The organism is Arthrobacter sp. TJ-170 (assembly GCF_058269305.1).
The window spans coordinates 56,660-82,005 of the sequence record NZ_JBZCNL010000003.1 but is presented as its reverse complement, the minus strand read 5'-3'; the positions used below and the strand labels follow the sequence as shown (position 1 = coordinate 82,005).

The 25,346-nt window shown below is 63.9% G+C and carries 28 protein-coding genes and 3 tRNA genes; 11 read left to right on the top strand and 20 right to left on the bottom strand.

Annotated elements, in window-relative coordinates:
- The first annotated feature begins 15 nt into the window (after positions 1-15).
- From AC4D1W_RS07295 to AC4D1W_RS07270, 6 genes are all read left to right on the top strand, one after another.
- Positions 16-762, top strand: coding sequence for a sugar phosphate isomerase/epimerase family protein (locus tag AC4D1W_RS07295; RefSeq protein WP_490898277.1), 747 nt, complete (start codon positions 16-18; stop codon positions 760-762).
- Positions 759-1,862, top strand: coding sequence for a Gfo/Idh/MocA family protein (locus AC4D1W_RS07290; protein ID WP_490898276.1), 1,104 nt, complete (start codon positions 759-761; stop codon positions 1,860-1,862). Before AC4D1W_RS07295 ends, AC4D1W_RS07290 begins: the two co-directional genes overlap by 4 nt.
- A gap of 23 nt (positions 1,863-1,885) precedes the next feature.
- Positions 1,886-2,884, top strand: a complete 999-nt coding sequence (locus tag AC4D1W_RS07285) for a sugar phosphate isomerase/epimerase family protein (protein WP_490898275.1) — start codon at positions 1,886-1,888, stop codon at positions 2,882-2,884.
- Between the two features lie 84 nt (positions 2,885-2,968).
- The gene (nadE, locus tag AC4D1W_RS07280) at positions 2,969-3,805 is read left to right on the top strand and encodes an NAD(+) synthase (protein WP_490891275.1); all 837 of its coding nucleotides are present in this window, start codon (positions 2,969-2,971) and stop codon (positions 3,803-3,805) included.
- 76 nt (positions 3,806-3,881) lie between these two features.
- Entirely contained in the window at positions 3,882-4,682 is an 801-nt protein-coding gene (locus AC4D1W_RS07275) for an exodeoxyribonuclease III (RefSeq protein ID WP_490891274.1), read from the top strand.
- A 3-nt stretch (positions 4,683-4,685) separates the two neighbouring features.
- Positions 4,686-5,534: a DUF8083 family protein gene (locus AC4D1W_RS07270; protein ID WP_490891273.1), complete on the top strand. Its 849-nt coding sequence runs from the start codon at positions 4,686-4,688 to the stop codon at positions 5,532-5,534.
- Here the strand turns inward: AC4D1W_RS07270 and AC4D1W_RS07265 are convergent.
- The 5 genes from AC4D1W_RS07265 to AC4D1W_RS07245 all read right to left on the bottom strand — a co-directional run bounded on the left by AC4D1W_RS07265 (position 5,531) and on the right by AC4D1W_RS07245 (position 10,663).
- Positions 5,531-6,259 carry an alanine--tRNA ligase-related protein gene (locus AC4D1W_RS07265; protein ID WP_490898274.1) on the bottom strand — a complete coding sequence of 243 codons (729 nt, stop codon included), beginning with the start codon at positions 6,257-6,259 and terminating at the stop codon, positions 5,531-5,533. The genes AC4D1W_RS07270 and AC4D1W_RS07265 overlap by 4 nt on opposite strands.
- Before the next feature lie 30 nt (positions 6,260-6,289).
- Positions 6,290-7,300 (bottom strand): LacI family DNA-binding transcriptional regulator, encoded by a 1,011-nt coding sequence (locus tag AC4D1W_RS07260; protein ID WP_490891269.1) that lies wholly within the window; start codon positions 7,298-7,300, stop codon positions 6,290-6,292.
- Positions 7,301-7,306: 6 nt separating this feature from the next.
- Positions 7,307-8,251 (bottom strand): carbohydrate ABC transporter permease, encoded by a 945-nt coding sequence (locus AC4D1W_RS07255; protein ID WP_490891267.1) that lies wholly within the window; start codon positions 8,249-8,251, stop codon positions 7,307-7,309.
- Entirely contained in the window at positions 8,248-9,213 is a 966-nt protein-coding gene (locus AC4D1W_RS07250; protein ID WP_490891265.1) for a carbohydrate ABC transporter permease, read from the bottom strand. The genes AC4D1W_RS07255 and AC4D1W_RS07250 overlap by 4 nt, the downstream gene beginning before the upstream one ends.
- A gap of 97 nt (positions 9,214-9,310) precedes the next feature.
- Positions 9,311-10,663: an ABC transporter substrate-binding protein gene (locus AC4D1W_RS07245; protein WP_490891263.1), complete on the bottom strand. Its 1,353-nt coding sequence runs from the start codon at positions 10,661-10,663 to the stop codon at positions 9,311-9,313.
- Between the two features lie 159 nt (positions 10,664-10,822).
- Here AC4D1W_RS07245 and AC4D1W_RS07240 point away from each other — a divergent pair, with 159 nt between their 5' ends.
- A complete protein-coding gene (locus AC4D1W_RS07240; protein ID WP_490898273.1) occupies positions 10,823-12,538 on the top strand; it encodes a glycoside hydrolase family 13 protein in 1,716 nt (571 codons plus the stop codon).
- A gap of 41 nt (positions 12,539-12,579) precedes the next feature.
- On the opposite strand, the gene AC4D1W_RS07235 is transcribed toward AC4D1W_RS07240, so the two are convergent.
- From AC4D1W_RS07235 to AC4D1W_RS07180, 12 genes are all read right to left on the bottom strand, one after another.
- Positions 12,580-13,188: a hypothetical protein gene (locus tag AC4D1W_RS07235; RefSeq protein ID WP_490898272.1), complete on the bottom strand. Its 609-nt coding sequence runs from the start codon at positions 13,186-13,188 to the stop codon at positions 12,580-12,582.
- Positions 13,185-13,772 carry a DUF6286 domain-containing protein gene (locus AC4D1W_RS07230; RefSeq protein WP_490898271.1) on the bottom strand — a complete coding sequence of 196 codons (588 nt, stop codon included), beginning with the start codon at positions 13,770-13,772 and terminating at the stop codon, positions 13,185-13,187. Before AC4D1W_RS07230 ends, AC4D1W_RS07235 begins: the two co-directional genes overlap by 4 nt.
- Entirely contained in the window at positions 13,769-14,143 is a 375-nt protein-coding gene (locus tag AC4D1W_RS07225; protein WP_490891258.1) for a hypothetical protein, read from the bottom strand. The genes AC4D1W_RS07230 and AC4D1W_RS07225 overlap by 4 nt, the downstream gene beginning before the upstream one ends.
- Positions 14,140-14,331 (bottom strand): DUF2273 domain-containing protein, encoded by a 192-nt coding sequence (locus tag AC4D1W_RS07220; RefSeq protein ID WP_490891257.1) that lies wholly within the window; start codon positions 14,329-14,331, stop codon positions 14,140-14,142. Before AC4D1W_RS07220 ends, AC4D1W_RS07225 begins: the two co-directional genes overlap by 4 nt.
- Before the next feature lie 8 nt (positions 14,332-14,339).
- Positions 14,340-14,780 carry an Asp23/Gls24 family envelope stress response protein gene (locus tag AC4D1W_RS07215; RefSeq protein WP_490891256.1) on the bottom strand — a complete coding sequence of 147 codons (441 nt, stop codon included), beginning with the start codon at positions 14,778-14,780 and terminating at the stop codon, positions 14,340-14,342.
- Positions 14,781-14,847: 67 nt separating this feature from the next.
- On the bottom strand, positions 14,848-15,324 hold the full coding sequence (locus AC4D1W_RS07210; protein ID WP_490891255.1) for a hypothetical protein: 477 nt from the start codon (positions 15,322-15,324) through the stop codon (positions 14,848-14,850).
- A gap of 135 nt (positions 15,325-15,459) precedes the next feature.
- Positions 15,460-16,908, bottom strand: a complete 1,449-nt coding sequence (locus tag AC4D1W_RS07205) for a glycosyltransferase family 2 protein (protein ID WP_490898270.1) — start codon at positions 16,906-16,908, stop codon at positions 15,460-15,462.
- An 8-nt stretch (positions 16,909-16,916) separates the two neighbouring features.
- Entirely contained in the window at positions 16,917-17,888 is a 972-nt protein-coding gene (locus AC4D1W_RS07200) for a HEAT repeat domain-containing protein (protein WP_490898269.1), read from the bottom strand.
- 5 nt (positions 17,889-17,893) lie between these two features.
- Positions 17,894-18,262 (bottom strand): response regulator transcription factor, encoded by a 369-nt coding sequence (locus tag AC4D1W_RS07195; RefSeq protein WP_490898268.1) that lies wholly within the window; start codon positions 18,260-18,262, stop codon positions 17,894-17,896.
- A 163-nt stretch (positions 18,263-18,425) separates the two neighbouring features.
- A tRNA-Phe gene (locus AC4D1W_RS07190) sits at positions 18,426-18,501 on the bottom strand.
- Between the two features lie 56 nt (positions 18,502-18,557).
- Positions 18,558-18,631 (bottom strand) — tRNA-Asp (locus tag AC4D1W_RS07185).
- Positions 18,632-18,695: 64 nt separating this feature from the next.
- A tRNA-Glu gene (locus AC4D1W_RS07180) sits at positions 18,696-18,768 on the bottom strand.
- A gap of 141 nt (positions 18,769-18,909) precedes the next feature.
- Here AC4D1W_RS07180 and AC4D1W_RS07175 point away from each other — a divergent pair.
- Together AC4D1W_RS07175 and AC4D1W_RS07170 are read left to right on the top strand one after the other, a co-directional pair.
- On the top strand, positions 18,910-19,269 hold the full coding sequence (locus AC4D1W_RS07175; RefSeq protein ID WP_490898487.1) for a metallopeptidase family protein: 360 nt from the start codon (positions 18,910-18,912) through the stop codon (positions 19,267-19,269).
- A gap of 37 nt (positions 19,270-19,306) precedes the next feature.
- Positions 19,307-20,224, top strand: a complete 918-nt coding sequence (locus AC4D1W_RS07170; protein ID WP_490898267.1) for a cation diffusion facilitator family transporter — start codon at positions 19,307-19,309, stop codon at positions 20,222-20,224.
- A gap of 19 nt (positions 20,225-20,243) precedes the next feature.
- Here the strand turns inward: AC4D1W_RS07170 and AC4D1W_RS07165 are convergent, their stop codons facing one another.
- On the bottom strand, positions 20,244-21,260 hold the full coding sequence (locus AC4D1W_RS07165; RefSeq protein ID WP_490898266.1) for a universal stress protein: 1,017 nt from the start codon (positions 21,258-21,260) through the stop codon (positions 20,244-20,246).
- 261 nt (positions 21,261-21,521) lie between these two features.
- On the opposite strand from AC4D1W_RS07165, the gene AC4D1W_RS07160 reads away from it, so the two are divergent.
- Positions 21,522-22,214 (top strand): FAD-dependent monooxygenase, encoded by a 693-nt coding sequence (locus tag AC4D1W_RS07160; RefSeq protein ID WP_490898265.1) that lies wholly within the window; start codon positions 21,522-21,524, stop codon positions 22,212-22,214.
- An 8-nt stretch (positions 22,215-22,222) separates the two neighbouring features.
- On the opposite strand, the gene AC4D1W_RS07155 is transcribed toward AC4D1W_RS07160, so the two are convergent.
- Positions 22,223-22,873: a copper resistance CopC family protein gene (locus tag AC4D1W_RS07155; RefSeq protein ID WP_490898264.1), complete on the bottom strand. Its 651-nt coding sequence runs from the start codon at positions 22,871-22,873 to the stop codon at positions 22,223-22,225.
- A 112-nt stretch (positions 22,874-22,985) separates the two neighbouring features.
- Between AC4D1W_RS07155 and AC4D1W_RS07150 the strand changes: the two genes are divergently transcribed.
- The gene (locus AC4D1W_RS07150) at positions 22,986-24,416 is read left to right on the top strand and encodes an NCS2 family permease (protein ID WP_490898486.1); all 1,431 of its coding nucleotides are present in this window, start codon (positions 22,986-22,988) and stop codon (positions 24,414-24,416) included.
- Between the two features lie 105 nt (positions 24,417-24,521).
- On the opposite strand, the gene AC4D1W_RS07145 is transcribed toward AC4D1W_RS07150, so the two are convergent.
- A complete protein-coding gene (locus AC4D1W_RS07145; protein ID WP_490898263.1) occupies positions 24,522-25,346 on the bottom strand; it encodes a 3-hydroxybutyrate dehydrogenase in 825 nt (274 codons plus the stop codon).

The window sequence follows — 25,346 nt, the reverse complement described above, 5'->3', positions numbered from 1 at the left end:
CCGAAGGAGCAATGCGTGCAACTCTCCGTACAGCTGTACACCGTCCGAGACGCCCTCGAGTCAGACTTGGATACCACCATCGACAGACTTGCGTCGATGGGCTTCGAACGGGTCGAGCCCTATAACTTCGCGGCCAATACCGATGCGTTGGGTGCGGCACTCTCGCGTAACGGGATAAGCGCGCCCTCGGGCCATGCACCGCTGCTCGACGGCGACCGGGACCTCATCTTCGAGGCCGCCCAAACGTTGGGCATCGGTACTGTCATCGACCCTCTTGTCGATCCCGTCCGCTGGACTACCGAGGAGGCGATCGTACAGACCGCCCAGGCACTCAATGAGGTTGCCGCCCTCGGAGCTGAATACGGCATTACGGTCGGTTACCACAATCACTGGTGGGAAGTCGGAACCGACTTCGGCGGCCGCACCGGGCTTGAGGTGCTCGCTGAAGCCCTGGACCCCGCCGTCGTGCTTGAAGTGGACACCTACTGGGTGGCTGTGGGTGGCCATGATCCCGCGGAGCTGCTCGGGAAGCTGGGCGACCGGGTCCGCTTCATCCACATCAAGGACGGGGCCGTCGACCAGGACAACAAGTCGCAGGTGGCCGTGGGCGCCGGGCGGATGAATATTCCCTCGGTGCTCGCGGCGGCCGCCTCCGTGGAGGTAGGCGTCATCGAACTGGACGACAGTGCCGGAGACCTGTTCCAGGCGCTGGAGGACAGCCTTCGGTATCTGCAGGCTGACGCGAAGCAGACGAACGCATGAGCGGGACTGTGGGGGTCGGCATCATTGGTGCCGGTGTTATCAGCAAGGAGTACCTGACCAACCTGACGGCGTTCCCTGATGTGCAGGTTCATATCGTCGCGGACCTCTTCGGGGAGGCGGCCCAGTCGCGTGCCGAGGACTTCGGTGTCCCGGCATGGGGGACGGTCGAGGATGCGCTGCAGCACCCCGAGGTAGAGATTATCGTCAACCTCACCACTCCCGCTGCGCATGTGCCGGTCGCGCTGGACGCGGTGGCGGCCGGGAAGCATGTGTGGAGTGAGAAGCCCTTCTCCCTCGACCGGGAGTCAGGCCTGTCTCTTCTGAAGGCGGCGTCCGACGCTGGCCTGAGGTTGGGATGCGCCCCGGACACGTTCCTCGGTGCCGGCCTGCAGACCGGCCTCCGCATGATCCAGCGCGGCGATATCGGAGTCCCGCTCACTGCGCTGACTCTCATGCAGTCCCCCGGTCCGGAAGCCTGGCACCCCAACCCGGCGTTCCTGTTCCAGGAGGGCGCCGGTCCGTTATTCGACATGGGGCCCTACTACCTGACGGCCCTTGTCCAGGCTTTCGGCACGGTGAAAACCGTGGCCGCGCTCGGGTCCCGCTCGCGGGAGACCCGCGTGATCGGTTCCGGCCCGCGCGCCGGCGAGAAGTTCGCCGTTACCGTTCCCACGCACGTGAGCGCGCTGGTCCAGTTCGAGAGCGGCGCCTCCTCCACAAGCAACTTCAGTTTCGATTCCCCGCTCCCCCGGCACGGTTTCGTGGAGATCACCGGATCGGAAGCCACTATTGCCTTCCCGGACCCGAACATGTTCGACGGCGCCATCCGCCTCCACCGCCACGGCGCCGATGACTGGGAAACCCTCCCGGCCGTCGGTTCCACCTTCGGCCGCGGCACCGGAGTGCTCGACATGGCCCGCTCGATCCGCGCGGGTGTTCCGCACCGTGCACAGGGTGAAACGGCCTTCCACGTCCTCGACACCATGGCTTCGATTGCCGAATCGGTGGAAAACCGCACGTTCATTGACGTCGCTAGTTCCGCTGTGGCGGCCGAGCCCCTGCCCGAGGACTGGGACCCCACCACCCGGACGCTTTCCTGACCACTCACGCAAGGAGAAGATTTATGGCACGCAACTTCACCCTGTTCACCGGCCAGTGGGCGGACCTGCCGTTCGAGAAGGTAGCCGAACTCGCCGGCCAGTGGGGGTACGACGGGCTGGAGATCGCAGTCTCCGGTGATCATCTCGACGCCTGGCGCTGGGACGATGACGACTACATCCAGGAGCGGGTCGACATCCTGGAGCGCAACAACCTCAAGGTGTGGACCATCTCGAACCACCTCAAGGGCCAGGCTGTCTGTGACAACCCGATCGATTTCCGCCACGAAGCCATCGTCGGCCCCAAGGTCTGGGGCGACGGCGACCCCGAGGGCGTCCGGCAACGCGCCGCCGAGGAAATGAAGCTCACCGCACGGCTCGCCAAGAAGCTCGGCGTGAAGACCGTCGTCGGCTTCACCGGCTCGTCCATCTGGCAGTACGTCGCCATGTTCCCTCCAGTCAGCCAGGACGTGATCGACGCCGGCTACCAGGACTTCGCCGACCGCTGGAACCCCATCCTCGACGTATTCGATGAGTGCGGCGTGCGCTTCGCCCACGAGGTACACCCCTCCGAGATCGCCTACGACTACTGGTCCACTCGCCGCACGCTCGACGCCGTCGGAAACCGGCCCGCTTTCGGGCTCAACTGGGATCCGAGCCACTTCATGTGGCAGCAGATCGACCCGGTGGCCTTCATCTCCGACTTCGCGGACCGGATCTACCACGTGGACTGCAAGGACACGAAGATGCGGATGGGCGGAGGCCGTAACGGCATTCTGTCCTCGCACCTGCCCTGGGGAGATCCCCGCCGCGGCTGGGATTTTGTCTCGACCGGACGCGGCGACGTCCCATGGGAGGACAGCTTCCGGGCCCTCACCGCAATCGGCTATGACGGGCCCATCTCGGTTGAGTGGGAGGACGCCGGCATGGACCGTCTCGACGGTGCCCCCGAGGCGCTCGCTTTCCTCAAGAAGTTCGACTTCGCGCCGTCGTCGTTGTCCTTCGACGCTGCGTTCAAGCAGTAACCCACTGAAGTTTTTGTAGCCGATCTGCTGCTCTGATCTTGTTTTAACGGCAGATCCGCGACAAAAACTTAGTAACCTGTCCCCATGCGTGAACTCCAGGCGAAGATCATCGACGAAATGGGCGTAAGCCCCACCATCGACCCTGTAAAGGAGATCCGCCAGCGCGTGGACTTCCTGAAGGACTACGTCCAGGCCTCCGGGACCAAGGGCTTCGTGCTCGGGATCAGCGGCGGCCTGGACTCCACCCTCGCGGGAAAGCTGGCGCAGCAGGCGGCGGAGGAATTGCGGGCCGAGGGAACCGAAGCCTTCTTCGTGGCCGCCCGTCTGCCATATAAGGTCCAGCATGACGAGGATGACGCGCAGTCTGCCCTGGCCTTCATTTCTCCGGACCGGTCCGTCGTCTACAACGTTGCTCCCGCCGTCGACGGTTTTCAGCGCGAGTTTTCCAGTGCTGCCGGCAAAGAGATGTCCGATTTCAACAAGGGCAACGTGAAGGCCCGTGTACGCATGGTGGCCCAGTACGCACTGGCTGGCGAGGACAACCTGCTGGTCATCGGCACGGACCATGGAGCGGAATCCGTCACGGGCTTCTTCACGAAATACGGCGACGGCGGTGCGGACATCCTCCCGCTGTTTGGTCTGAACAAGAGGCAGAACCGCCAGCTCCTCAAGGAACTCGGCGCGGAGGAACGCCTCTACAACAAGATTCCCACCGCGGACCTGCTCGACGAGAACCCGGGGCAGACCGACGAGCACGAACTGGGCCTCACCTACGACCAGATCGACGACTACCTTGAGGGCCGTGATGTCCCCGAGGAAGCAGCCCGGCTCATCGAGCGCCGCTACCTGATGACCCGGCACAAGCGCACGGTCCCGGTCACCATCCACGATTCCTGGTGGCGCGGCACACCAGAATCCTGACCGCGGGGCGGGCGCCCTGACGCCTGATGGAGGACCGGTACCAAGCAAAACCCGCCGATTGGGTAACGTAGCCCCTGTGAAGATTGCGACCTGGAACGTCAATTCCCTCCGAGCCCGTGCCGACCGTGTGGAGGCCTGGCTCGACCGCTCCGACGTGGACGTTCTTGCCATCCAGGAAACCAAGTGCAAGGACGAGAACTTCCCCTGGGACATGTTCGAGAAGAGCGGCTACGAGGTGGCGCACTTCGGCACGAGCCAGTGGAACGGCGTCGCCATCGCTTCCCGTGTGGGTTTGACCGACGTCGAGCGCACCTTCCCGGGACAGCCCCTGTTCGGGAAGGACACCGACCCTGTGCAGGAGGCCCGCGCAATCGGCGCCACGTGCGGCGGCGTACGGGTGTGGAGCCTGTACGTCCCGAATGGCCGGGCGCTCGGAGATCCGCACATGGCGTACAAGATCGAATGGCTCGAACTGCTGCGCAAGCACGCCGTCGGGCTGCTGGAGGCGGACCCGTCAGCCCAGGTGGCGCTGACCGGTGACTGGAACATTGCGCCGCAGGATGAAGACGTCTGGGACATCGACCTCTTCCTCAACAACGGCTACACGCACGTCAGTCCGCCGGAGCGCGCCGCGTTCCATGCTTTCGAGGACTCCGGCTTCACCGACGTCGTCCGTCCGCACACCCCCGGCCCCGGCGTGTACACCTACTGGGACTACAAGCAGCTCAGCTTCCCCAAACGCATGGGAATGCGCATCGACTTCGTGCTGGCCTCCCCTGCCCTCGCCGAACGTGTCGGCGGAGCTTCGATCGACCGTGAGGAACGCAAGGGCAAGGGCGCATCCGACCATGCACCCGTCATCGTGGAGCTGACCTGACCCATGGTTCACATGCCGGGCACCGGCCGCAGCTTCCCCTACGTTTCCTTCCTGCGGGTTTATGAACCACTCGACGCGTTCAGCGACGCCCAGCAGCTCGCAATCCTGGAACAGCGGACCCGCGAGCGCCGGCTCACCGAGGCGATGGATCGTTTCGATGCGATGCGGCGCGTCACGCGTGCCGTCTCGGACCCTTTCCCGCACCATGCGCAGGACCTCGTGCGTGTGCTTCACTTCCCCCGCGGCAACGGCACCACCGCGCCCTTTTACTGCCCCAACCAGTTGGCCGTGCGCACCTTCCTCGCCGCCGAGTCCCTCGAGCAGACCATTCGCGGTCCGCTGATGGACGTGCTCCTCCCGGACATTGCCCGCGAGGCGCACCAGGCGCGGCTCGATCCGGAGACGCTCGCCGAGTCCACGGCGAAGCTGCACACCCGGTCCGCTACCTGGGGCGTCCCGTTCGCCTGGTTTGTGCTCATCCACGAGGACGACCTCACCGAGGTAGTGGACGACGACGGCGAAGTCCACACCGTCCGCGTGTCCGTCACCATCAGCGAGTGCATCGACCGTGCACGGCGCGCGGTCGCCAGCCTTGCGATCGCCGCCCCGGAACTGGACCTGCTTGAAGAGCTGACCGAGATCACTGAGTGGCTGGAGTCCTTCCGCCGTGATGCCGTCGTCGAACTGGACTACGGACCGGTGGCGGACCTGGTGTTCCCGGATGAGTCACCCATGGATGTCCGGATGGGCATCGAGTGCCTCGCGGAAGTGGACATGACCGGCGCGGCCGCAGCCTACCGGCGCCTCGCGTCGCGCTGGGTTCCCATCCGCCAGCTCGCCCGCGCCTCCTAGTTGACGCCGTCGACGGCGTAGGACACTTTCGTGATGCCCTTCTTTGACTTGACCCTGGTGATGTTGAGTTTTCCGACCTCCGCCACATCGCGCACATGGGTCCCGCCGCACGGCACCCCGAAGGTCTGGTTGTAGAGCACAATCCTTGCGGGCTTGTTGGTGGGGATGTTCTCCGGCACGTGCCTGCAGTATTCGCCCATGTCAGCGACCGGCATGAACCGGATCTCGTTGCTGCTGCCCTCATCGATGACCCGCCCGACCTCGCGTTCGATGCGCTGGCGGGTCTCCTCAACGTCTTCGGGGACGTCGCCGTTGTACTCGACGAAGGACATGTGCGGGTAGTGTGCGCCCTTGCCGGGCACCCATGGCAGGCCGAGCCGCTCGACGGCGAGGTCAACAATGTGCCCGGCTGAATGAAGCCGGGTATTCACCGCCCGCCGCTCCGCGTCCACATCCAGTACGACGCCGGCACCCTCCGACGCAGAGCCCCCGCCCAGGTGGTGGACCACCCCGTGCTCGTCCAGACGCACCTCCTCCACGGTGAAGATAGCGTCGCCAGCGGAGATAGTCCCGGTGTCCCAGTCCTGTCCTCCGCCGCGGGGATAAAAGCAGGTTTGGTCGAGTTCGACATCGAGCCGGCCGTCGTCGAGCGTGGTAACCGCCGTAACGGTGGCGGAAGCGGTCAGCACATCAAAGTCATCGAGGTAGAGGAGGTCGGTAGCCATGCGTACAAGCGTAGCGACCGGGGCCCTCAGCTAGCAGGGCGCCGGGCCCGTCGAGGCGCGCCGGATGAGTTCGTGCTGCTGCGTGGGCGGATTCTGCACGGGCGGCACACCTTCCAGCTCGCTCAGGAGGAGTTCTGCTGCGAAGGCGCCCTGTTCTTCGGGCATTTGCCGCACTGTGGTCAGGCCCATGGGTTCGGCAAACTCGTGGTCGTCAATACCCGCGATCGAGAGCTCTTCGGGTACCCGGATGCCGAGCTCGGAAGCCGCAATCAGCGCACCGAAGGCCATCTCGTCGGAGGAGCAGAACAGCGCGGTGGGCCGTTCCCGCGCAGTCGAGAGCATCCGCTTCACCGCGATCTTCGCCTCGTTGAAGCGGAAATCACCGAACACGGACCATTCGTCGCGGACCGTCAACCCGTGGGCGGCCATCGTCGCGTGATAGGACTCTTCACGGATACGGGGTACCTCAAAGTACAGTCCGAAAGAACCGCCTCCGCGCACATGTCCGATCCGGGTGTGCCCTAGTGAAATCAGGTGCTCGACGGCGTCCCGAACGGCTGCGTCATCATCGATGCCGACATGACGCACGCCCTTAACCGAACCGCCCACCACAATGGTGGGCGATTCCAGTTCCCGAAGGGCGCGATGCTCGTCTTCAGTGAGTTCCATGCACATCACCAGGAGAGCATCGATCCGCTTTCGCAGGATCGAACGGTGGAACACACGTTCCCTGTTTACTCCCGTTCCACCCAGACTGAAGACGATGAGGTCATACCCGGCGGCACGGAGTTGACGGTCCACTCCCTCCAGGACGGCCGAGAAATACCAGGTTTCGATCATGGGCAGCAGCACGCCCATCGCCATTGTTCGTCCGGATGCCAATCCGGACGCGGCCGACGACGGCACGTAGCCGAGCTCCCGCGCCGCGCTTAGTACGCGGGCGCGGGTGCTCTCCGACACTCCAGTGAGTCCGCGCAGAGCGCGGGACACGGTCGCGGTTGACACCCCGGTGGCAACCGCAACATCCTCGATGCCGGTCACGTTGCATCAGCCCTTGAGGCCACCAGCAAGCAGCCCGCGGACAAAGTAGCGTTGCAACCCGAAGAAAACGATCAACGGAACGATCATCGAAACGAACGCGCCCGCCGTCAGTCGGTGCCACTCTCCGCCGCGCGTTCCGGTCAGCTCGGCAAGCCGTTGCGTGATGGGCGCGACGTCGCCGGTGCCGCCGGAGAACACCAACGCCACCAACAAGTCATTCCAGACCCACAGGAACTGGAAGATCGCATAGGAAGCGAGTGCTGGAACCGACAGCGGAATGATGATGCGCCAAAAAATGGTCGCGTGCCCGGCACCGTCCACCCTCGCTGCTTCGATGACCTCGCCGGGGATCTCGGCGATGAAGTTGTGCAGGAGGAAGATCGCCAATGGCAGCGCGAAGATCGTGTGCGCCAGCCACAGTTGCGCGTAGGAACCCGAAGGCAGCAACTGGAACTCGCCGATCTGCAGGTTGACGAACAACGTCAGCAGCGGAATCAGCGCCATCTGCAGGGGAATGATCTGCAGTGCGAAGACGAAGACGAACAGAGTGTCCTTGCCGCGGAAACTGCTCCACGCGAAGATGTAGGCCGCCATCGAGGCGACCACCAACGGAATGAGGGTCGCGGGAATGACAATGGCGAGGGAGTTGACGAAGTACTGTCCGAGATTGGGCGACTGGCTGCTTCCTGAGACAAGCACATCCGCATAGTTATCGAGCGTGAGCTCGAAGTTGCCCAGGATGTTCCACCAACCGTTCCGGTTGATATTTGCCTCCGGCCTGAAGGAGGAAATGAACAGTCCGGCAGTGGGCACGGTCCAGATGATCGCGATGATCACCGCAGCGATCGTGGCGCCACGGGAGGTCAAACGCTGTTTCACCCGCCGGGTAATGGGCGGGGCGGCCCGCTGATCGTCGTCCACCGTCATCGGCACGGCTGGTGTCGAGGTCATCGGATCTCCTTCTGCTTCTTGAGTACCCGAGCGTTGTAGATGACCACGGGCAGCACCATCAGGAACAGGACCAGTGCCAGGGCTGCTCCCCGGCCGGGCTCATTGGCCCGGAACGCCTGGGTATACATCTCGTTGGCGATCACCGACGTGTCATAGTTACCAGCCGTCATGGTGCGCACGATGTCGAACACCTTCAGCGTGATAATGGTAATGGTGGTTACCACTACCACCAGTGCGCCGCGGATGGACGGGATGGTGATGTTCCGGAACTGCTGCCATGCGCCCGCGCCGTCGAGCCGCGATGCCTCAATAACATCCGCCGGAATTCCCTTGATTGCCGCGGAAAGAATAACCATGGCAAACCCCACCTGAATCCACACCATTACTGCGATGAGGAAAAAGGTATTCCCCGGGGCGTCGAGCAGGAACTGTCGCGGCTCGCCTCCGAACCAGACGAGAATCTGATTCACTAGGCCGATCTGCTCTTGCTCTGGGCCGCGGTAGGCGTACATGAAATTCCAGATGATGCCCGCGCCGACCATGGAAATGGCCATCGGCATGAACACGAGGGCTTTCAGAACGCGCTCGCCGTGTGCCTTGTCGATGAACACCGCGTACACCAGCCCGATGATCGTCGAGAGCGTGGGAACGAGAATCACCCACAGCACGGTGTTCCTGAGCGTTACGAGCGCTGATGGGTTGGTGAACATCCAGATGAAGTTATCCAGACCGTTGATAGCCCCGTTACGGTCGGTGAACGCGAGGAAAGTGGTCTGCACTGCGGGCCAGACCATGCCCACGATGAGCAGTATCGCGGCCGGAGCCATGAAGCCAATGATCGTCGCTTTGTCGCGGAAAGATTTGGGTGCCCGGTCAACCAGCAGCATGATGATCCCGATGATGGCGGCAAAAATAGCCAAGGCGATCACCACCTGCAGGAATTTCTCGCCGAGATCCTCCATAACGCAGTCTCCTTTGTGGGAATACTCCCCTAAGAGCGAAGAAAGTCAGTAGGAACCCGGCGCACCGCGTAAGCGGTGCGCCGGGTTCGCGAAGGAACTACTGGGGCCAGCTGCTTTCGATGGTGTCAACCACTTCCTGCGTCGGCGTGCCGTTGATCCACTCGACGATGCCGCTCCAGAAGGAGTTGGAGCCTACGGCACCGGGCATCAGGTCAGATGCATCAAACCGGAAGACCGTATCTTCGCTCTGCAGCAGTTCGATGGACTGCTTATCCAGAGGACTCTGGGCAAGCGAGGCATCGAGCGCCTGGTTGGCGCTGATCGCGCCGCCCTCGGAAACGCGGTTGTTGGCGAACTCAGCAGAAGCCATGAAGGCCTGGAAGGCCTCGACCGCAGCCTCGTCCGAGTACGCAGCAACGATTTCGCCGCCGCCCGTGATGGCATTGCTACCGGGTTCCTCGCCCGGCGTCATGAAGGCCCAGACGTCACCGTCTTCGGCGATTTCAGTACCTTCAGGCCAGTTCGATGCCTGGAAGGACGCCTGATGGTGCATGGCGCATGCTCCGTCGAGGACCGGCTGTCCGGCATCGGCAAACGGCGTGGTCAGAATCGAACGCACGTCGCCGAATCCACCGTTGACGTAATCGTCGTTCTTGAGAATTTCACCCACAGAATCAAATGCCTCGACGATCTGGGGATCGTTGAACGGGATTTCGTGGTTGACCCACTGGTCATAGACCTCGGGGCCTGCCTGGCGCAGCACATAGTCTTCGATCCAGTCGGTGCCCGGCCAACCCGTGGCCTCACCGGACTCGAATCCTGCGCACCAGGGCTTCATGGTTCCGTCGGCTGCGATCTCCTCGGTGAGGGTCATCATCTCGTCGAGGGTCTCAGGGATCTCCCACCCGTTCTCCTCGAAGATCGCCGGGGAGTACCAGACGTAGCCTTTCACATTGGCCAACATGGGAGCCCCATAGAACTCGCCGTCGACCGTTCCGTAGCCCTTCCAGTCCTCGGACCAGTTCTCGTCGACAAGTGCTTCAACTGAGTCAGGGGCGGGCAGGACGTTGCCGCCGGCCACCTCAGCTGCGAGCAGACCCGGCTGCGGGAAGATCGCGATGTCCGGCGGGTTGCCGGCCTGTGAGCGGACGCCGATCTGGGTTTCGAATTCCTTCGAGCCTTCGTAGACAATTTCGGCGCCGGTGCACTGTTCGAAATCTGCCCAGGAGTTCTCAAGTCGCTCTGCCTCGATGTCCACGATGGTCGAGTAGACGTTCACCTCTTCGCCGTCGAAGGTTCCGTACTCCTCGTAGGCGGCGCAGTCCGCGGCCGGTTCCTCGCCGCCTCCTCCGTCGCCGTCGCCACCTGACCCACAGGCAGAGAGTGTGAGCGTAAGTACGCTGAGTGCCGCAATCGGCAGTACCGCTTTGCTTCCGCGAATAATCGCCATTAAATGACTCCTTTGTCCGGCAGCCGGGCACTGAGTGGGCGCCGCTGCCTAGCCTCTTGATAACATCAAAGTAAGCGCTTACGTTGTGATCTGCAACACCGAGTGGACCGTACTGCCTGGTCGATATCCAATCGTGACCCGCATCTGAAGAGGAGCCCCATGACCGTCTCCGATCTCTCAACCCCTACTCACCCGGCCCGGAACCAGCGTGGTGCCGCGTGGTGGGAAGACGCCGTCATCTATCAGATCTACCCCCGTTCATTTGCGGACGGGAACGGTGACGGCATGGGAGACCTTCACGGCGTCACCGGCAAACTCCCCTACCTGCAGAACCTGGGAGTCAATGCCGTCTGGCTCTCACCCTTTTACGTCTCACCGCAGGCCGATGCCGGATACGACGTCGCGGATTACCGGGATGTCGACCCCCGGTTCGGCACCCTCCCCGACTTCGACTCCATGCTCGCCGAAGCCCACCGGCGCGGCCTCAAGGTGATCGTCGATCTCGTCCCGAACCACACCTCCGATGAGCACGAGTGGTTCCAGGCCGCCCTGCGCTCCCCGAAGGGCTCCCGCGAACGCGACCGGTACATGTTCCGGGACGGACGCGGCGCGAACGGCGAACTGCCGCCGAACAACTGGCAGTCCATTTTCGGCGGCAACGCCTGGACACGGATCGACGACGGTCAGTGGTACCTGCATCTCTTCGACACCAAGCAGCCGGACCTGAACTGGGAAAACCCCGAAGTTCATGAAGAAATGATCTCCATCCTGCGCTTCTGGCTGGACCGCGGCGTCGACGGCTTTCGCATCGACGTGGCGCACGGCCTGGTCAAGGCCGAGGGACTTCCGGACTGGGCCGGCCGCGAAAGCATGGTCGGTGATGTGCATAACCCGGACGCGGCAGAGGAGGCAGCGGCAACCGAACCTACGCCCCCATACTTCGACCAGCCGGGCGTCCACGCCATCTACCGGGACTGGAACCGGGTCCTCGCCGAGTACCCCGGTGACCGCATGCTCGTGGCCGAAGCGTGGGTGGAGCCGGCCGAACGGCTCTTTCACTATGTACGGCCCGACGAGATGCAACAGGCCTTCAACTTTGACTTCCTGCGCGCCGGCTGGGATGCCAAGCGCCTGAGCGTGAGCATCACCGAGTCCCTCGCGCAGGCTGGGAACGTCGGCGCACCCAGCACGTGGGTGCTGTCGAATCACGACACCGTCCGGCACACCACGCGCTTCGGCCTGCAGGATCCAACGCAGCTCCCCAAGGGCGTAGGAGCGCCGGATGAGCAGCCGGATGAGGCGCTTGGCCTGCGGCGCGGACGCGCGGGAATACTCACCATGCTTGCCCTGCCCGGCTCCGCGTACCTGTACCAGGGTGACGAGCTGGGTCTGCCCGAGCACACGGTGCTCGATGACGCCGTCCGCCAGGATCCAGCGTTCTTCAGGACCGAGGGTGTAGAGCGCGGCCGCGACGGTTGCCGCGTTCCGATTCCGTGGAAGGCAGACGCGCCGGGCTTCGGCTTCAGCACCACGGACGACGACGGCGCCGCCCCCTGGCTGCCGCAGCCCGCCAGCTTCGCCGGCTATGCGGCGGACGTGCAGATTGGCTGCCCGGGATCGGTTCACGAGCTCGTGAAGTCCGCGCTGGCGGAGCGCTCGGCGCGCCGCCTGGGGCGAGGATCACTCGAGTGGGCTCCGGAACACCGCCCCGAGGACGGCATCGTCGCCTTCACCAACGGGTCCGTGCTGCTGGTCGCGAACATGGGTGAGGAGCCCATTGAACTGCCTGCCGGCGTCGTCGTTGTCGCGAGCGCGGAGGATGCGGTGACCGACGGGGCGCTGCAGCCGGACGGCGCTGTGTGGATCGAGCGGTAAGGCACCAGGCCGGGAGGGCACCGTGAGGTTGCGGCTAAGCGCTAGCGCACTCTCTCGGCGCGGGTGAAGCGCGTGCGGGCGCCGGAGCTGATGCTGATCAGCACCGGGGTCTGCACGCCGAGGACATCGTCCAGCGCCGAAACGAGCCCCGAGACCTCTTCCGCCACAACATAGGGCGCTACCCCCTGCCGTGGAAACACCCGCACCTTCAGCGCAGGCCGGCCGCGGAACTCATAGGTCGACACCGCTGAGTTCACCAGGTCCACCCGCTCGTCCAGCGCCGCCTTGAGCGCCTGCTCAGCTACGGCGGCGTTGATGGTGACGCTGCCGGGTACGGGATCGTCGTCGTCGTCATAGGCGAGCGTTCCCGAGCGGCCCTTCCCCTGGTTGGCCACCCACGCGATCATGAGGATAACCAGCAGGACCATGAGCAGGGCCACGACAATCCATAGCCAGCTGTCGCGCTGCCCTGGAAGCGTGGTGGATCCAAGCACGTTGCTGATTGCCTCACCGGCCTGTGCTGCCGTCGACTGCCACCAGCGGTCAACTCCGGGCGCACCGAGAGACAGCGCCAGTGCGCCCACCAGCATCAGGATCGCTCCGAACACCGCCAGCAGGATGCGGTTGATGATTCGCGGGGTCTGGTTCACTGCCCAATCACCCCTGACTGCGCCACGACCACACGGACCTCGGGTACGGGGTCGACGGCGCTGCGGCGGAGTTCGTCCTCCACCGCCGCCTGCACTGACCGGTCGTTGACCGGGATTCCCGACGTTGGGCGCACCTGCACCTCGACAATCCGCCGCCCGATCGTCACCAGTACCTGCTCCGGCGCCACACCCGCGGCGACACGTGCGCGGCGCGCCAGGGAGGAGGCCAGCACCTCCGAATCAACGACGACGGCGGCACGATCGTTCGGTATGCTCAGCCGGGCCCTCCTGCCGGGCAGGAGGGCGGTCAGGAAGAAAAAGAGACCCACCAGGAAGATCAGCGCTCCGGCCGCGGCAAGCACGCTGGTGGATATGCCCGAGGGGAGGGATCCGACCCAACCCGCAGCCTCCTCAGGCCCCAACAGCCACGGCTCCTGTCCGAGCGCCTTCAGTGCCGCCTCGAGCATCACATACAGGGACAGCAGAATGACGAGTACGGCGACGATAGTTGACGGTATCGCTCGGGACGCGTGTGTTTCCCGCCGGATGACGTCCGAGGTCAGGCGGGTGGTTTCGTCGTTCATCTGGCCCTCCCGCCGTCGGAAACGAGAGCGCCTGTGACGCGGATGTCCACGCGGCTCAAGCGCGATCCGCTCAGCTGCATGACGCGGTGCAGAATCTCCCCTTTGGCACGGTGCACCCGCTCCTCAACGGATCCGCCGAACACTTCAACGGCTGACGGATCCGCTGCCACCCTGTGCAGGGGAGGCACTGCGATGGGCAGGGAAAGGATCAGGGCAAGCAATCCCGCGTCGTCGAACCAGCTTGCCCGAATCTCCCGGACAGGCACGTGAAGCACATCGGAGGCAACGCCGCAGGCCGTGCTGGTCAGTGCCTGCGTGCTGATTCGATTGTGACCGGGGAGCCGCACCCGCGCGGCGGATGCGGGGGTCACGAGGACGAACGGCGTCCGGCCAGGGCGTCGCGCACGCTGCGAAGGTCGAGCTTGCCCTCTGCGACCCGGCCAACGAACGCGCCGATGGCCATGAAAAGGGCCACCAGAAGGAAACCCCAGAATTCGAAGATGAGGGCAGCGAAAGCCAGGATGGTACCCACGAGGATCCCGACGACAGTGAGGTTCATGGTGTCTCCTAGCTCGCCGCCGGGCGCGGCTTTTCGGGGGTCTTCGGATCATTCAGGCCGGGCACGTGCACATCATTGACCTCGACGTTGACTTCGATCACCTGCAGGCCCACGAGCTCACCGACCGCAGCGAAGACTGCTGCCCGGACCTGGTCCGCCACCGCCGTGAGCGGGTAGCCGTATTCGGCGACAAGGTTCACGTCCACAGCAGCCTGGATCTCGCCAACCTCCACGTGTACGCCCTGTGCCAGATCACTGGCACCGACGACGTCGCGTAGCGCTCCCAGCGCCCGTCCGGTTCCACTGCCCAGCGCATACACTCCCGGCACCTTACGGGCGGCAATAGCGGCGACCTTGGCAACGGCCGTTTCCGAGATGGTTGTCCTGCCGGTTGCCGAGGCAGCGATCGGCGTTAATCCCGCGGGCCGGGTTTCCTGCTCGTTTTCCATGCTGGGACCCTTTCTCTTTCGCCCAGCCTAACCCTTCCGCTGAACCTTTGACACACACCGGAAACGGTCAGGGGGCGGGCTCGGTGCAGTGATCCGTAAGCCACTCCTGCACCGGCTTCAGCGCTTCCCGGAAGGCGGATTCATCGAACTGGCCGGCCCCGTCCTCACCGCCCTCCGCCGCATCCGCCACCCGAACGAAATGCGGCTTGAGCTCATCGGGCACCTTCCCGTGCAGATGGTCCAGCTGATGCTCAAGCTTCGCCATGCTTTCGGGGTCTTCATCCCCCATGAAACTGAGCGGTGCGAGCAGCACAGAGGAAACCCCAGCGGCCACGACAAGGCAGTCTTCCATTGCGGCTCCGGCGCTCTCCTCCTCGGCCAGCCTCGGGTGCGGTGCCGCCGACCCGGAAGGTGACGGCTGCGTCGCCCTGGACGGTTCGGGCGGCATGCTCAGGCTGCTTGTCGCCTCCGGCGCAGTCCCGGCACAGCCGGACAACACCAGAGCGGCAGCGCTCCAGGTGGCCGCGGCGAACAAGGGTTTCACGCCTGACGATCCTTCCAGTTGCGGGGGCTTGCCGATGGAACTCTCATTCCTGTCGGCTACGCTCCTCGATATTAACGGTCAACCGGGCAAGTCCTCTCCCAGAACCCTGTCCGCCCACACACGCATCGCCCTGGGTTACCGTGACGCGGTTTCGAACCCCGTCCGCGTCATGGTGCCCCACACCTGCTTCTTGCCGCGAAGTGCTGTCCACCACCCCTGGATGCGCCAGACTGCGGTGAGCTGGCGGTACCCGATGTTCTCCAGCACCGAAACCAGCAGCGCGGTCCCCAGGTCACGCCAGCGGTTGTAGCGGTGGAAGGAAGCTTCCTCCACCAGCAGCGCCATCAGGGACACGAAGATGGCATAGAGGTACGCCACCGCAATGAACGCGAGCGCGTAGGGCACATGGACCACGCCGAGCAGCAGGCCCAACGGGACGATGATGATCCCGAAGAGTTCGATTGCCGGGGCAATAAGCTCAAAGATCCAGTAGTACGGCAAAGCGATCATGCCTACAGTTCCGTAGCGCGGGTTGAAGGTCATGCCGCGGTACTTCACGAGGACCTCCCACAGACCGCGGTGCCACCGCCGTCGTTGTCGTGCGAGCACAGCGGCAGTGGAGGGCACCTCAGTCCAGCACACCGGCTCGGCGATGAAGATGACCCGGTACTTTCGTTTAGACCCGCGCATCATCCGGTGCAGCCGCATGACCAGCTCGAAGTCCTCGCCGATGCAATCCGGATCCAGCCCGCCTGCCTGGATCACCAGGTCACGCCGGAACATGCCGAACGCACCCGAAATCAGGATCAGCGAATTCAGCTGCGACCAGCCGGCGCGCCCGAGGAGGAACGAGCGTAGGTACTCAACGATCTGGATGCGGGCGAAGTAATTCTTCGGCATATTCACGCCGACCACTCGGCCCGCCACCACCTCGCACCCGTTGGCGACGCGCACCACACCGCCGGTCGCGATCACCCGTTCGGGGTCATCCGTGAAGGGCTTCGACACCACCAGGAGAGAGTCAGGATCCAGCAGGCTGTCGGCGTCGACCATGACCGCCAGGTCTTTCGACGCCACGTTCAGGCCCATATTCAGCGAGTCCGACCGGCCGGAGTTTTCCTTGTCGATCACGACGATGGGCAGCGCAGTATCGCGTGCACGGTAGATGCTGCGGATGGTTCCGCGGACGGGCACCCTGGTCGAAACCTCCCGCCGGTCTTCAACGAGGTCGTACACATCGATCAGCGTTTGCAGCGTCTCATCCGAGCTGCCGTCGTTGATGACAACGACCTCGTGATCCGGATAACGCAGGTCCAGCACTGCGCGCACCGACGCGGCGATCACGGCTCCTTCGTTGTAGGCGGGCATGAGGACGGAGATGCCCGGGCTCAGCGGAGACGCGGCCGTTATACGGGACCCCGCGAAGGACTGCCGCCGAAGGTGCGCGCTGAAGTTCACGCTGGCAAGAATGATGAGCAGCAGAAGGGAGGTGTTGATGACAATGACGTATGCGAGCACGGGGTACGCCGTCAGCTCGAAGAGCCATTGGATTCCCGATCTCAACGGATCCAGTACGTTGTCCATGCGCTCCCTCAGGCGTCCACGAGGATGCGGCGAACATCCGCATCAGCTCGTTCCATGACCCGGCGGCGCATCTCGCGCGCCTCGACGCCGGGCATCCCCTTGAGCGCTTCGCCGGCTGCCTGCCGGACCGACGACGGCGCCTCGCCTGAGCAGGAGATTTCCGCCAGCGCGCTGATGGCGGGCTTGTAGCTCAGCCTGCCCAGCGATCGCGCGCAGGCCGCAATGACGACGTCGGAGGCGTTCTCCCGCTTACCTTCCGACACCATGCACCGGAACAGCGCCTCCGCCGCTTCGGACATGAGCAACAGTCCGACGACGGCGGCAGACCCGTAGCGAATCCCGGCATCGCGGTCCCTCAGTCCCTCGATGTACACCTCGGGATCCTGCTCGGGCAGATTGAGCAACGCTGTGGCCGCGACAGAGTGGGGGATTCCGCTGGTCAGGGACAGCGCGTCGAGCAGGTTGCCTCCCGCTTCCGGTCGGGCGGTGACACCGAGGGCACGGGCGGCCACCAGGCGCACTTCGAGGCTCCTGTCCCGTAGCGCCACAGTGAGGGGCCTGACAACTTCCCTGCCCCCGAAAATACCAAGCAGTTCCGCCGCACCCGCCCGCTGGATGGCGCTTCGGGAGTTGATGCGCTCCAGGGAACGCCGCAGGAGGCCGCGGCCGGCTAGGACGCGGATCATCGCCTCGCGCACATCTCCGCGGACTTCGGGGATCAGTCGCAGGAGCGTTTCCTCGACGTGGGCGCCAACGGTGCCCGAAGTGGACACGAGATCCCTCACGAGCCCATCCAGCGCGGCATCCTCAGCAACCGCAAGCTCCATGATGCGACGGCGGATGGTCGCATCATGCACCGTCCGGCGACGCTCACGTGCGTGGCGCGAAGTCTTGACGATGACTACGGCGGCGAGCGCAAGAACGCAAGCAACAATCAGTACGACGACGGCGATCGCCAGTACCTCCCAGGAGACCAGCACAGGAATTAGCGGGCGAGAATGCCGGCAACCCGGGCTGCGAGCTCGCGGGGGCTGAACGGCTTGACGACGTAGTCGGTGATTCCGACTGCGAAGCCGTTCTCAATGTCACGTTCCTGGTTCTTCGCCGTCAGAAGGATTACAGGAACGGAGATGGGGGGCTCAGCTGCGCGCATCATCCGGACCATGTCCACTCCGGACATGCCGGGCATCATGACGTCCGAAATCACGAGACTGTAGTCGTTGGCCTTTGCCAGTTCCAGGCCGGCGACGCCGTCACCGGCGGTCTCCACGTCATAACCGCTGGACTGCAGCTTGGTGGCAACGAGATCGCGAATGTCCGCGTCATCGTCGACAACCAGAATCCTATGTGGCATGTTGCAGCCCTTCCCGCGTTGCGTGCATTTGCTCGTTCCCGAGACCTACCCTAATGGACGGGCCTCGGCACTGAATCGATTCGACACTGAAGCGCGGGGAAACGGCCGGGAGTCAAAAGCAAGTGGGCAAAGCAAAAGCCCCCGGTTTCCCAGGGGCTTTCAGTGGTGGCTCCGACCGGCGTCGATCCGGTGACCTTTCGATTTTCAGTCGAACGCTCTACCAACTGAGCTACAGAGCCTTGCAACCATCTTGTGATGATCACCGTCGACGCCCGGATTTCTCCGACCGCCTAAGCGACCCTGACGGGACTTGAACCCGCGACCTCCGCCGTGACAGGGCGGCGCGCTAACCAACTGCGCTACAGGGCCTTGCGATTTTGCAAGAGTTTTATCCTAACAGCACCACGACGGTGCTTTGGACAACTCTCCTGCGTACCCCCAACGGGATTCGAACCCGTGCCGCCGCCGTGAAAGGGCGGTGTCCTAGGCCGCTAGACGATGGGGGCCTGGACCACACAAGTGCTTTACTCCTCGTTGTGGACCTCTAAAACTATAGGGCCTCAATCTCGATTACACAAAACGCGGAAGTTCCGCGCCGGACGTACGGCGGGAGCCGCGGCAGTAGAGTTTCCTGCGTGCCCATTGACATGAGCCTCGAGGACTTCGAGTCCGCCGTCGACGACGCCATCGACCAGATCCCTGACAAGCTTGCGCGCGCGATGAACAATGTGGCGATTTTCGTGAAGGAGGAGTTTGAGCCTGGTCCGGGAGAAGAACCCGACCCCGACCTCCTGGGCCTCTACGAAGGAACCCCGCTAACCGAGCGGGACTCATGGTGGGATGCTGGATCCCTCCCTGACCGGATCAGCATTTTCCGCCAACCGCTCCTGCGCATGTGCGATAGCCGCGAGGAATTGGTGAACGAGATCCTCATCACAGTGATCCACGAGGTTGCGCACCACTTCGGCATCGAGGACGAGCGCCTCCACGAGCTCGGGTGGGGATAAGCGGACTCCACAACAGGCCGGGCTTCATACTGGTTGTATGGGCGCACATTCTCACGGGCATCCCGCCACAGCGACGGGAAAGCACCGCAAATCCCTGATCACGGTCGTCGCTATCACGCTCACCGTCGTGGTCATACAGGTGATCGGAGCTGTGCTGTCCGGATCGCTGGCGCTGCTCGCCGATGCCGGCCACATGCTCTCAGATGCCGCCGGAGTCTTCATAGCGTTGCTTGCTTCCTGGATCGCCGCCCGGCCCGCCACTGCCCGCAGCACCTACGGCTACCAGCGGGCGGAAGTCCTCGCCGCCCTCGCCAACGCAATCATCCTCGTGGTGATTGCCGTCGTCATTACCCTCGAGGCATTCCGAAGGTTCGGTGAGCCGATCGAGGTCCGCACGGACATCATGCTGATAGCCGCGCTGCTCGGCGGCGTCGCCAACCTGGTCTGTCTACTGATCCTGCACGGCGGCCACAAGGAGAGCCTCAATATCCGCGGCGCCTACCTGGAGGTGCTAGGAGACCTGCTGGGGTCGATCGCAGTGGTGGTTGCCGCCGTCGTGATCGCAGTGACGGGATTCCAGCAGGCGGATGCCATTGCGTCCATCCTCATCGCCGTCATGATCCTGCCTCGGGCGTGGAGCCTGCTGAGCGATGTGATCAACGTGCTGCTGGAGTCAGCGCCGAAAGGCGTGGACCCTGCGATGATCCGGGAGCACATCCTCACCGTGGAGGGAGTGGTGGACGCACATGACATTCATGCCTGGACCATCACCTCCGGGGTGCCTGTGTTCTCGGCTCACGTCGTCGTGGATACAGAGAGCCTCAACGCAGAGGGTGTGGACCGGATGCTGGATCGCCTTGTGCACTGCCTGAGCAACCACTTCGATACCGAGCACTGCACGTTCCAGCTCGAGCCGTTGGAGCATGCCGTCCACGAGAGTGCCCAACACGCCTGACGCAGACGAAGGTCCGGCGCTAGGCCGCCATTGGTCCGAAGTTCGACCGGTCCGTCAGGCGCGGGTCCTCACGGTCGGGCACCACGAGTACAGGCCCCTTCGCATGGTGGAGCACGCCCTGGCTGGTGGAGCCGAGCAGCATGCCCGTGAATCCGCCCCGTCCGCGGGTTCCGAGCACAACCAGCTCGGCCGTCCGCGATGCTTCGATCAGGACCTCAACCGGTGGCCCGTCAAGCAGCTCGACTGAAATGTACAACCGCGGGAAGTGGCTCTGCAGCCATGCCTTGCCCGCGTTGAGCTGAACCATGATTTCCTCGTGGAGAGCGTCCCGGTCAACCGGTGTCGGCATCCACGCCAGGGAACCGGTGAACGGCGGCAGTGAACACACCACGCGCAGGGGAAGCCCGCGGGCCTCCGCCTGCTCAGCCGCAAGCAACGATGCCATGCGTGCCTGCTCGGAACCGTCGACGCCGACAACGACAACCTTCTCGACTTCCTCGGCCCTGGGGCAGGGCTCCCCCTTCGGCTGGGGCGCCGACACACCCGCTTCGTCCAGGCGCGGGGCGCAGAAGAGCGGTACGACGACCGTGGGGCACTTTGAGTGCGCGGGCAGAGCGGAACTCACTGAGCCCAGCAGCCTTCCGACGAAGCCTCCCCTGCCCCGTGACCCCACGACCATCAGTTCGGCTTCCTCGGAGAGTTCAAGGAGCACCCCCGCGGCGTCACCGCTCTCCACACGGGGAACAATCTCGATGTTGTGGTGGCCGGCTATCCTGCCGATGGACTGGTCGAGGACCGCCTGTGCCCCCTCCCTGATCACCGAGTCATCCACGGTTGCGTAACCTGCATCCATGCTCGACGCCGCGAAAACGGGGACTGTATACGCAGTTACCACATGCAGCGGGGATCGGCGGCGCTCAGCCTCGTGGGCCGCCCACACCAGGGCGCACATACTCTGATCGGAGCCGTCGACTCCGACAACTATTCCGCGCCCCGGAGAATGCCTCGGCGCGTCCCGCATATATGCCTCACTCATGTCCCGCCTCCTCACGGCTTGCCCCATGTCACACCTTCGCTGAGCCGTTCAGATATTTCTAGCCTACTCTTCAGTAGGAAGACTATTCAGCACCCAAAAAGTTATATAGGCTTCGAGAATCGTTATCGGGCGGATGGTCTCCCTAGGGGTTCCGCCCGCTTTCAGTGCGCTTGGTTGACCCGTTCGCAGCCAAGTGTCCGCACAGCCCGGAAGAGGCGCCGGGCTGTGCGGAATTCTCCTTCCCTCAGGAGGTTTTCATCGATGATGCCGGAGTCGATCACCCACGTGACCGCGGAGTCCTTCACGCAGGCCGCGGCAGAGATGACAACCACTGTGGTGATCGGTTCCGGACTCTCAGGTCTGGCCGTCGCCAGCGAGCTGAGCCGCCGAGGTGTGCAGTCCATCGTGGTCGAGAGCATGGAGTGTCTGAACTCCGGGCCAAACAGGACGGTCATGACCGACTCGGTGTCCCTGTCCGAACGCACTGAGCTCCTGAGGCTCCTGAGGTGCTACGCATCCAGCCATTCGCTGGACATCCGGCAGGAAACCGTGGCGGAGGGCTTGTGCATGGTCGGTTACTCGCAGCATCTTCCAGCGCCCGTGCTCGGCTCCAAAAAGTGGGCGGTGCAGACCCGGAACGGCGTCCTGCTCGCGGACCATGTGGTCCTGACGAAATATCCGCAAAACCAGTTGCGCCGCTTCGTACAGTCTCTTGGTCTCGTCGTAGGAAGTGACATCAAGGCGGCCCTGCGCGCGATAGGCCTTTACCTCATCGGTGTCGGGGAAGTGCTGACGCCCACAACCCGGGAGATCGTCCGTCAGGCAAAGGTCATCAGCGACGCAATTGTCACGCAGGGAGCCGTCGCGGCTCAGGTAATCCAGCCCGTGAAAGCTGCCGCTCTGGCCGCCGCAGTGACCGGCTCAACCAAGCGCACTCCCGTCATCAGCGCCTGACGAGATTTCTACGGGGCTTCGCCGTTTCCCTGCTTGATCCGCCGCCGGGCACCGATACCGAGCACTATGGTGATCGCGATCAGCACGGCAATCATGAGGATGACACCCCAGGACACATCGAAACCCGCTGTGGGTTCCGGGTCCAGCGCTCCCGCCTCGGCAGGTTCAACAGGACCACCCGTGCCTATCGAAGCATCCGGCGTTCCCGAAGCATCCGGCGTTTCCAACATGTCGCTGCCGGCCGAAGCCGTGAATTCGAAGGTTCCCTCGATGGGATGCGAATCGGAGGAAACCACACGCCAGTTCACCGTGTAGGTTCCGGCCGGAGCCCTTTCGCGGACGGCCTGCGTTGCCACGGCGTCCGTGATTGATACGTCGCCTTCGGCCCAGTCCTCGCCGGTCTCATCCAGCACCTGAATCTCTGAGCCGATTGTCGCAGGAACATTGGTGAACGTCAGCTCGATCACCTCGGGGACCGTTTCGAGGGTCGCGCCGGGCTCCGGGTTCGAGGAGCTCAGTTCGTCATGTGCTGACGCCCCGCCCGCCGCGCCAAAGACCACGGCGAACGCAATCATCAGTACGCCGGCGAGGGCCAGGGCCATGCGCTGGACGGAACGGGCAACCGGGCGCGCTGCAACTACTGCGGAATGCTGGTTCATACCCAAAGCCTACGGGAGTGAACAGGCAGGATCCTGAGCCGCTCATTGGATAGACTTTCGAGCGAACTCCCCCACCAGCAGAGGAATACCTGTGCCTGCACTGCGCACCACGATGGACCGCTACTTCCAGCTCACCGAACGCGGCTCAACCTATTCACGAGAAATCAGGGGTGGCATCGCCACCTTCTTCGCTATGAGCTACATCGTGGTGCTCAACCCCCTCATCCTCGCCGGGGCGGATGCCAGCGGCAACGTCCTGGGCCTGGAGCGCGTCGCGGCCGTAACCGCCCTCATCGCGGGCGTGCTCACCATTGCCATGGGAGCCTGGGCCAGGTACCCCTTCGCGCTGGCCACCGGGTTGGGCGTGAATGCCTTCGTGGCGATTACCGTGACCACCAACCCCGAACTCACGTGGCCGCAGGTGATGGGGCTCGTCGTGCTGGCCGGCCTCACCATGCTCGTGCTTGTTCTCACGGGGTTCCGCACGGCCGTCTTCAATGCGGTGCCGGAAAGCCTGAAGACGGCGATCGTCGTCGGAATCGGTCTCTTCATTGCCCTGATCGGCCTGGTCAACGCCGGATTCGTCAGGCGCATCCCTGACGTCGCACAAACCACCGTCCCGGTTGGGCTCGGCTTCGAAGGCGTGCTGCTCGGCTGGCCCATCCTGGTCTTTGTGTTTGGCCTGATCCTCACGATCGCCCTGGTTGTCCGGAAGGTCCGCGGCGGTATCCTGATCGGCGTCATCGCCTCCACGATCCTCGCCGTCATCATTGAAGCGGCGGCAAATGTGGGACCGAGTGTGGGACCCGACGGCGTCAATCCGCAGGGCTGGTCGCTCGTTGTGCCGGAATTCCCCTCCGGGTCCTGGGTCGGCATTCCTGACCTGAGCCTGATCGGCAGCGCCAGCGTCTTCGGTGCTTTCGGTACCCTGGGAGCAACCGCCGCCCTGCTGCTGACCTTCACCATCCTGCTCAGTATCTTCTTCGACGCCATGGGCACAATGGTGGGTCTGGCCAATGAGGCGAAGCTGGTGGACAAGAAAGGCAACATCCCGGGCGTTGATCGGGTCCTCATCGTCGACGCTCTCGGTGCCGTGGCCGGCGGCGCAGGTTCTGTTTCGTCCAACCAGATCTACGTTGAGTCCGGCGCCGGCATCGGCGAAGGCGCACGTACTGGTATCGCCAACATCGTCACCGGCCTGCTGTTCCTGGTGGCGATGTTCCTCACTCCCCTGATCTCACTGGTGCCGTTCGAAGCAGTTGCGCCGGCCCTCGTCGTCGTCGGTTTCATGATGGTTTCCCAGGTGGGCCGGATCAACTGGCAGGACTGGGGCATCGCCATTCCTGCATTCCTGACCTTCACACTGATGCCGTTCACCTACTCGATTGCGAACGGGCTCGGCGCAGGATTCATCGCGTACGTCCTGGTCCGGACATTCCAGGGCAGGGCCAAGGAGATCCACCCGCTCATGTGGGTCGTGGCGGGTGCGTTCGTCATCTTCTTCGGCATTGGCCCCATCGAGCAACTGCTGGGCATCGCCTGACCCTCCCAGCGTTGAGTTGGCAGGACACACCCCGTTTGCACGGGCATACGGGGTGTGTCCTGCCAACCCAAATGGGTGTGTGGGCTCAGCGCAGCGTGTGTGGGCTCAGCGCGCCGACCAGCCGCCGTCCATCGTGTAGGAGGCACCGGTCACCATGCCGGCCTGATCGGATGCCAGCCATGCCACGAGGGAGGCCACCTCTGACGGCTCCACCAGGCGCTTGACCGCGCTCTCGGTTAGCATGATTCGCTCGAGCACCTCGTCCTCGCTGATGTCGTGCAACTTCGCCTGGTCAGCGATCTGGTTCTCCACGAGGGCCGTCCGCACGTAACCGGGATTCACGCAGTTGCTTGTGACCCCGTGCGGCCCCCCTTCCAGGGCAGCGACCTTCGAGAGCCCCTCCAGCCCATGCTTCGCTGACACGTAGGCGGACTTGAAGGGCGAGGCCCTCAATCCGTGCACCGAAGATACGTTGATGATCCTGCCGAACTTCTTCGCATACATCGACGGCAGGGCTGCGCGCATCAGCAGGAACGGCACCTCGAGCATGAGCGTGTGGATGCGCCGGAAGTCGGCCGGATCGAACTCCTCGATTGGCCGGACTACCTGGATACCGGCGTTATTCACGAGGATGTCGGCATCGAGAGACAGGTCCTCCAGCGACGCAGTGTCCAACAGGTCCACGGTCCAGGCCTCCCCCTTCACCTCCTTCGCCACGACGCCGGCACCTTCCGCATCGCGGTCGGCGACGACGACGAATGCCCCCTGCGCCGCGAGCTCCCGGACGCAGGCCGCCCCGATTCCACTCGCCCCGCCGGTGACGACGGCGCGTCGGCCGGCGAGGTATCCGGTTGGGGCAACCGTAGGAGACGACGGCGACTGTGCGGTGGGGCGCAGGCCGCCGCCGTCGTTCTTGTTGGCCGCAGGCAT

Coding starts and splice junctions, on each gene's coding strand:
- AC4D1W_RS07245 (WP_490891263.1), bottom strand. CDS start 10,663: ATGGCGATTATTCGCGGAAGCAAAGCGGTACTGCCGATTGCGGCACTC.
- AC4D1W_RS07290 (WP_490898276.1), top strand. CDS start 759: ATGAGCGGGACTGTGGGGGTCGGCATCATTGGTGCCGGTGTTATCAGC.
- AC4D1W_RS07250 (WP_490891265.1), bottom strand. CDS start 9,213: ATGGAGGATCTCGGCGAGAAATTCCTGCAGGTGGTGATCGCCTTGGCT.
- AC4D1W_RS07285 (WP_490898275.1), top strand. CDS start 1,886: ATGGCACGCAACTTCACCCTGTTCACCGGCCAGTGGGCGGACCTGCCG.
- AC4D1W_RS07165 (WP_490898266.1), bottom strand. CDS start 21,260: ATGAGTGAGGCATATATGCGGGACGCGCCGAGGCATTCTCCGGGGCGC.
- AC4D1W_RS07170 (WP_490898267.1), top strand. CDS start 19,307: ATGGGCGCACATTCTCACGGGCATCCCGCCACAGCGACGGGAAAGCAC.
- AC4D1W_RS07240 (WP_490898273.1), top strand. CDS start 10,823: ATGACCGTCTCCGATCTCTCAACCCCTACTCACCCGGCCCGGAACCAG.
- AC4D1W_RS07230 (WP_490898271.1), bottom strand. CDS start 13,772: ATGAACGACGAAACCACCCGCCTGACCTCGGACGTCATCCGGCGGGAA.
- AC4D1W_RS07175 (WP_490898487.1), top strand. CDS start 18,910: ATGAGCCTCGAGGACTTCGAGTCCGCCGTCGACGACGCCATCGACCAG.
- AC4D1W_RS07265 (WP_490898274.1), bottom strand. CDS start 6,259: ATGGCTACCGACCTCCTCTACCTCGATGACTTTGATGTGCTGACCGCT.
- nadE (WP_490891275.1), top strand. CDS start 2,969: ATGCGTGAACTCCAGGCGAAGATCATCGACGAAATGGGCGTAAGCCCC.
- AC4D1W_RS07160 (WP_490898265.1), top strand. CDS start 21,522: ATGATGCCGGAGTCGATCACCCACGTGACCGCGGAGTCCTTCACGCAG.
- AC4D1W_RS07215 (WP_490891256.1), bottom strand. CDS start 14,780: ATGGAAAACGAGCAGGAAACCCGGCCCGCGGGATTAACGCCGATCGCT.
- AC4D1W_RS07195 (WP_490898268.1), bottom strand. CDS start 18,262: ATGCCACATAGGATTCTGGTTGTCGACGATGACGCGGACATTCGCGAT.
- AC4D1W_RS07155 (WP_490898264.1), bottom strand. CDS start 22,873: ATGAACCAGCATTCCGCAGTAGTTGCAGCGCGCCCGGTTGCCCGTTCC.
- AC4D1W_RS07220 (WP_490891257.1), bottom strand. CDS start 14,331: ATGAACCTCACTGTCGTCGGGATCCTCGTGGGTACCATCCTGGCTTTC.
- AC4D1W_RS07145 (WP_490898263.1), bottom strand. CDS start 25,346: ATGCCTGCGGCCAACAAGAACGACGGCGGCGGCCTGCGCCCCACCGCA.
- AC4D1W_RS07150 (WP_490898486.1), top strand. CDS start 22,986: ATGGACCGCTACTTCCAGCTCACCGAACGCGGCTCAACCTATTCACGA.
- AC4D1W_RS07255 (WP_490891267.1), bottom strand. CDS start 8,251: ATGACCTCGACACCAGCCGTGCCGATGACGGTGGACGACGATCAGCGG.
- AC4D1W_RS07205 (WP_490898270.1), bottom strand. CDS start 16,908: ATGGACAACGTACTGGATCCGTTGAGATCGGGAATCCAATGGCTCTTC.
- AC4D1W_RS07270 (WP_490891273.1), top strand. CDS start 4,686: ATGGTTCACATGCCGGGCACCGGCCGCAGCTTCCCCTACGTTTCCTTC.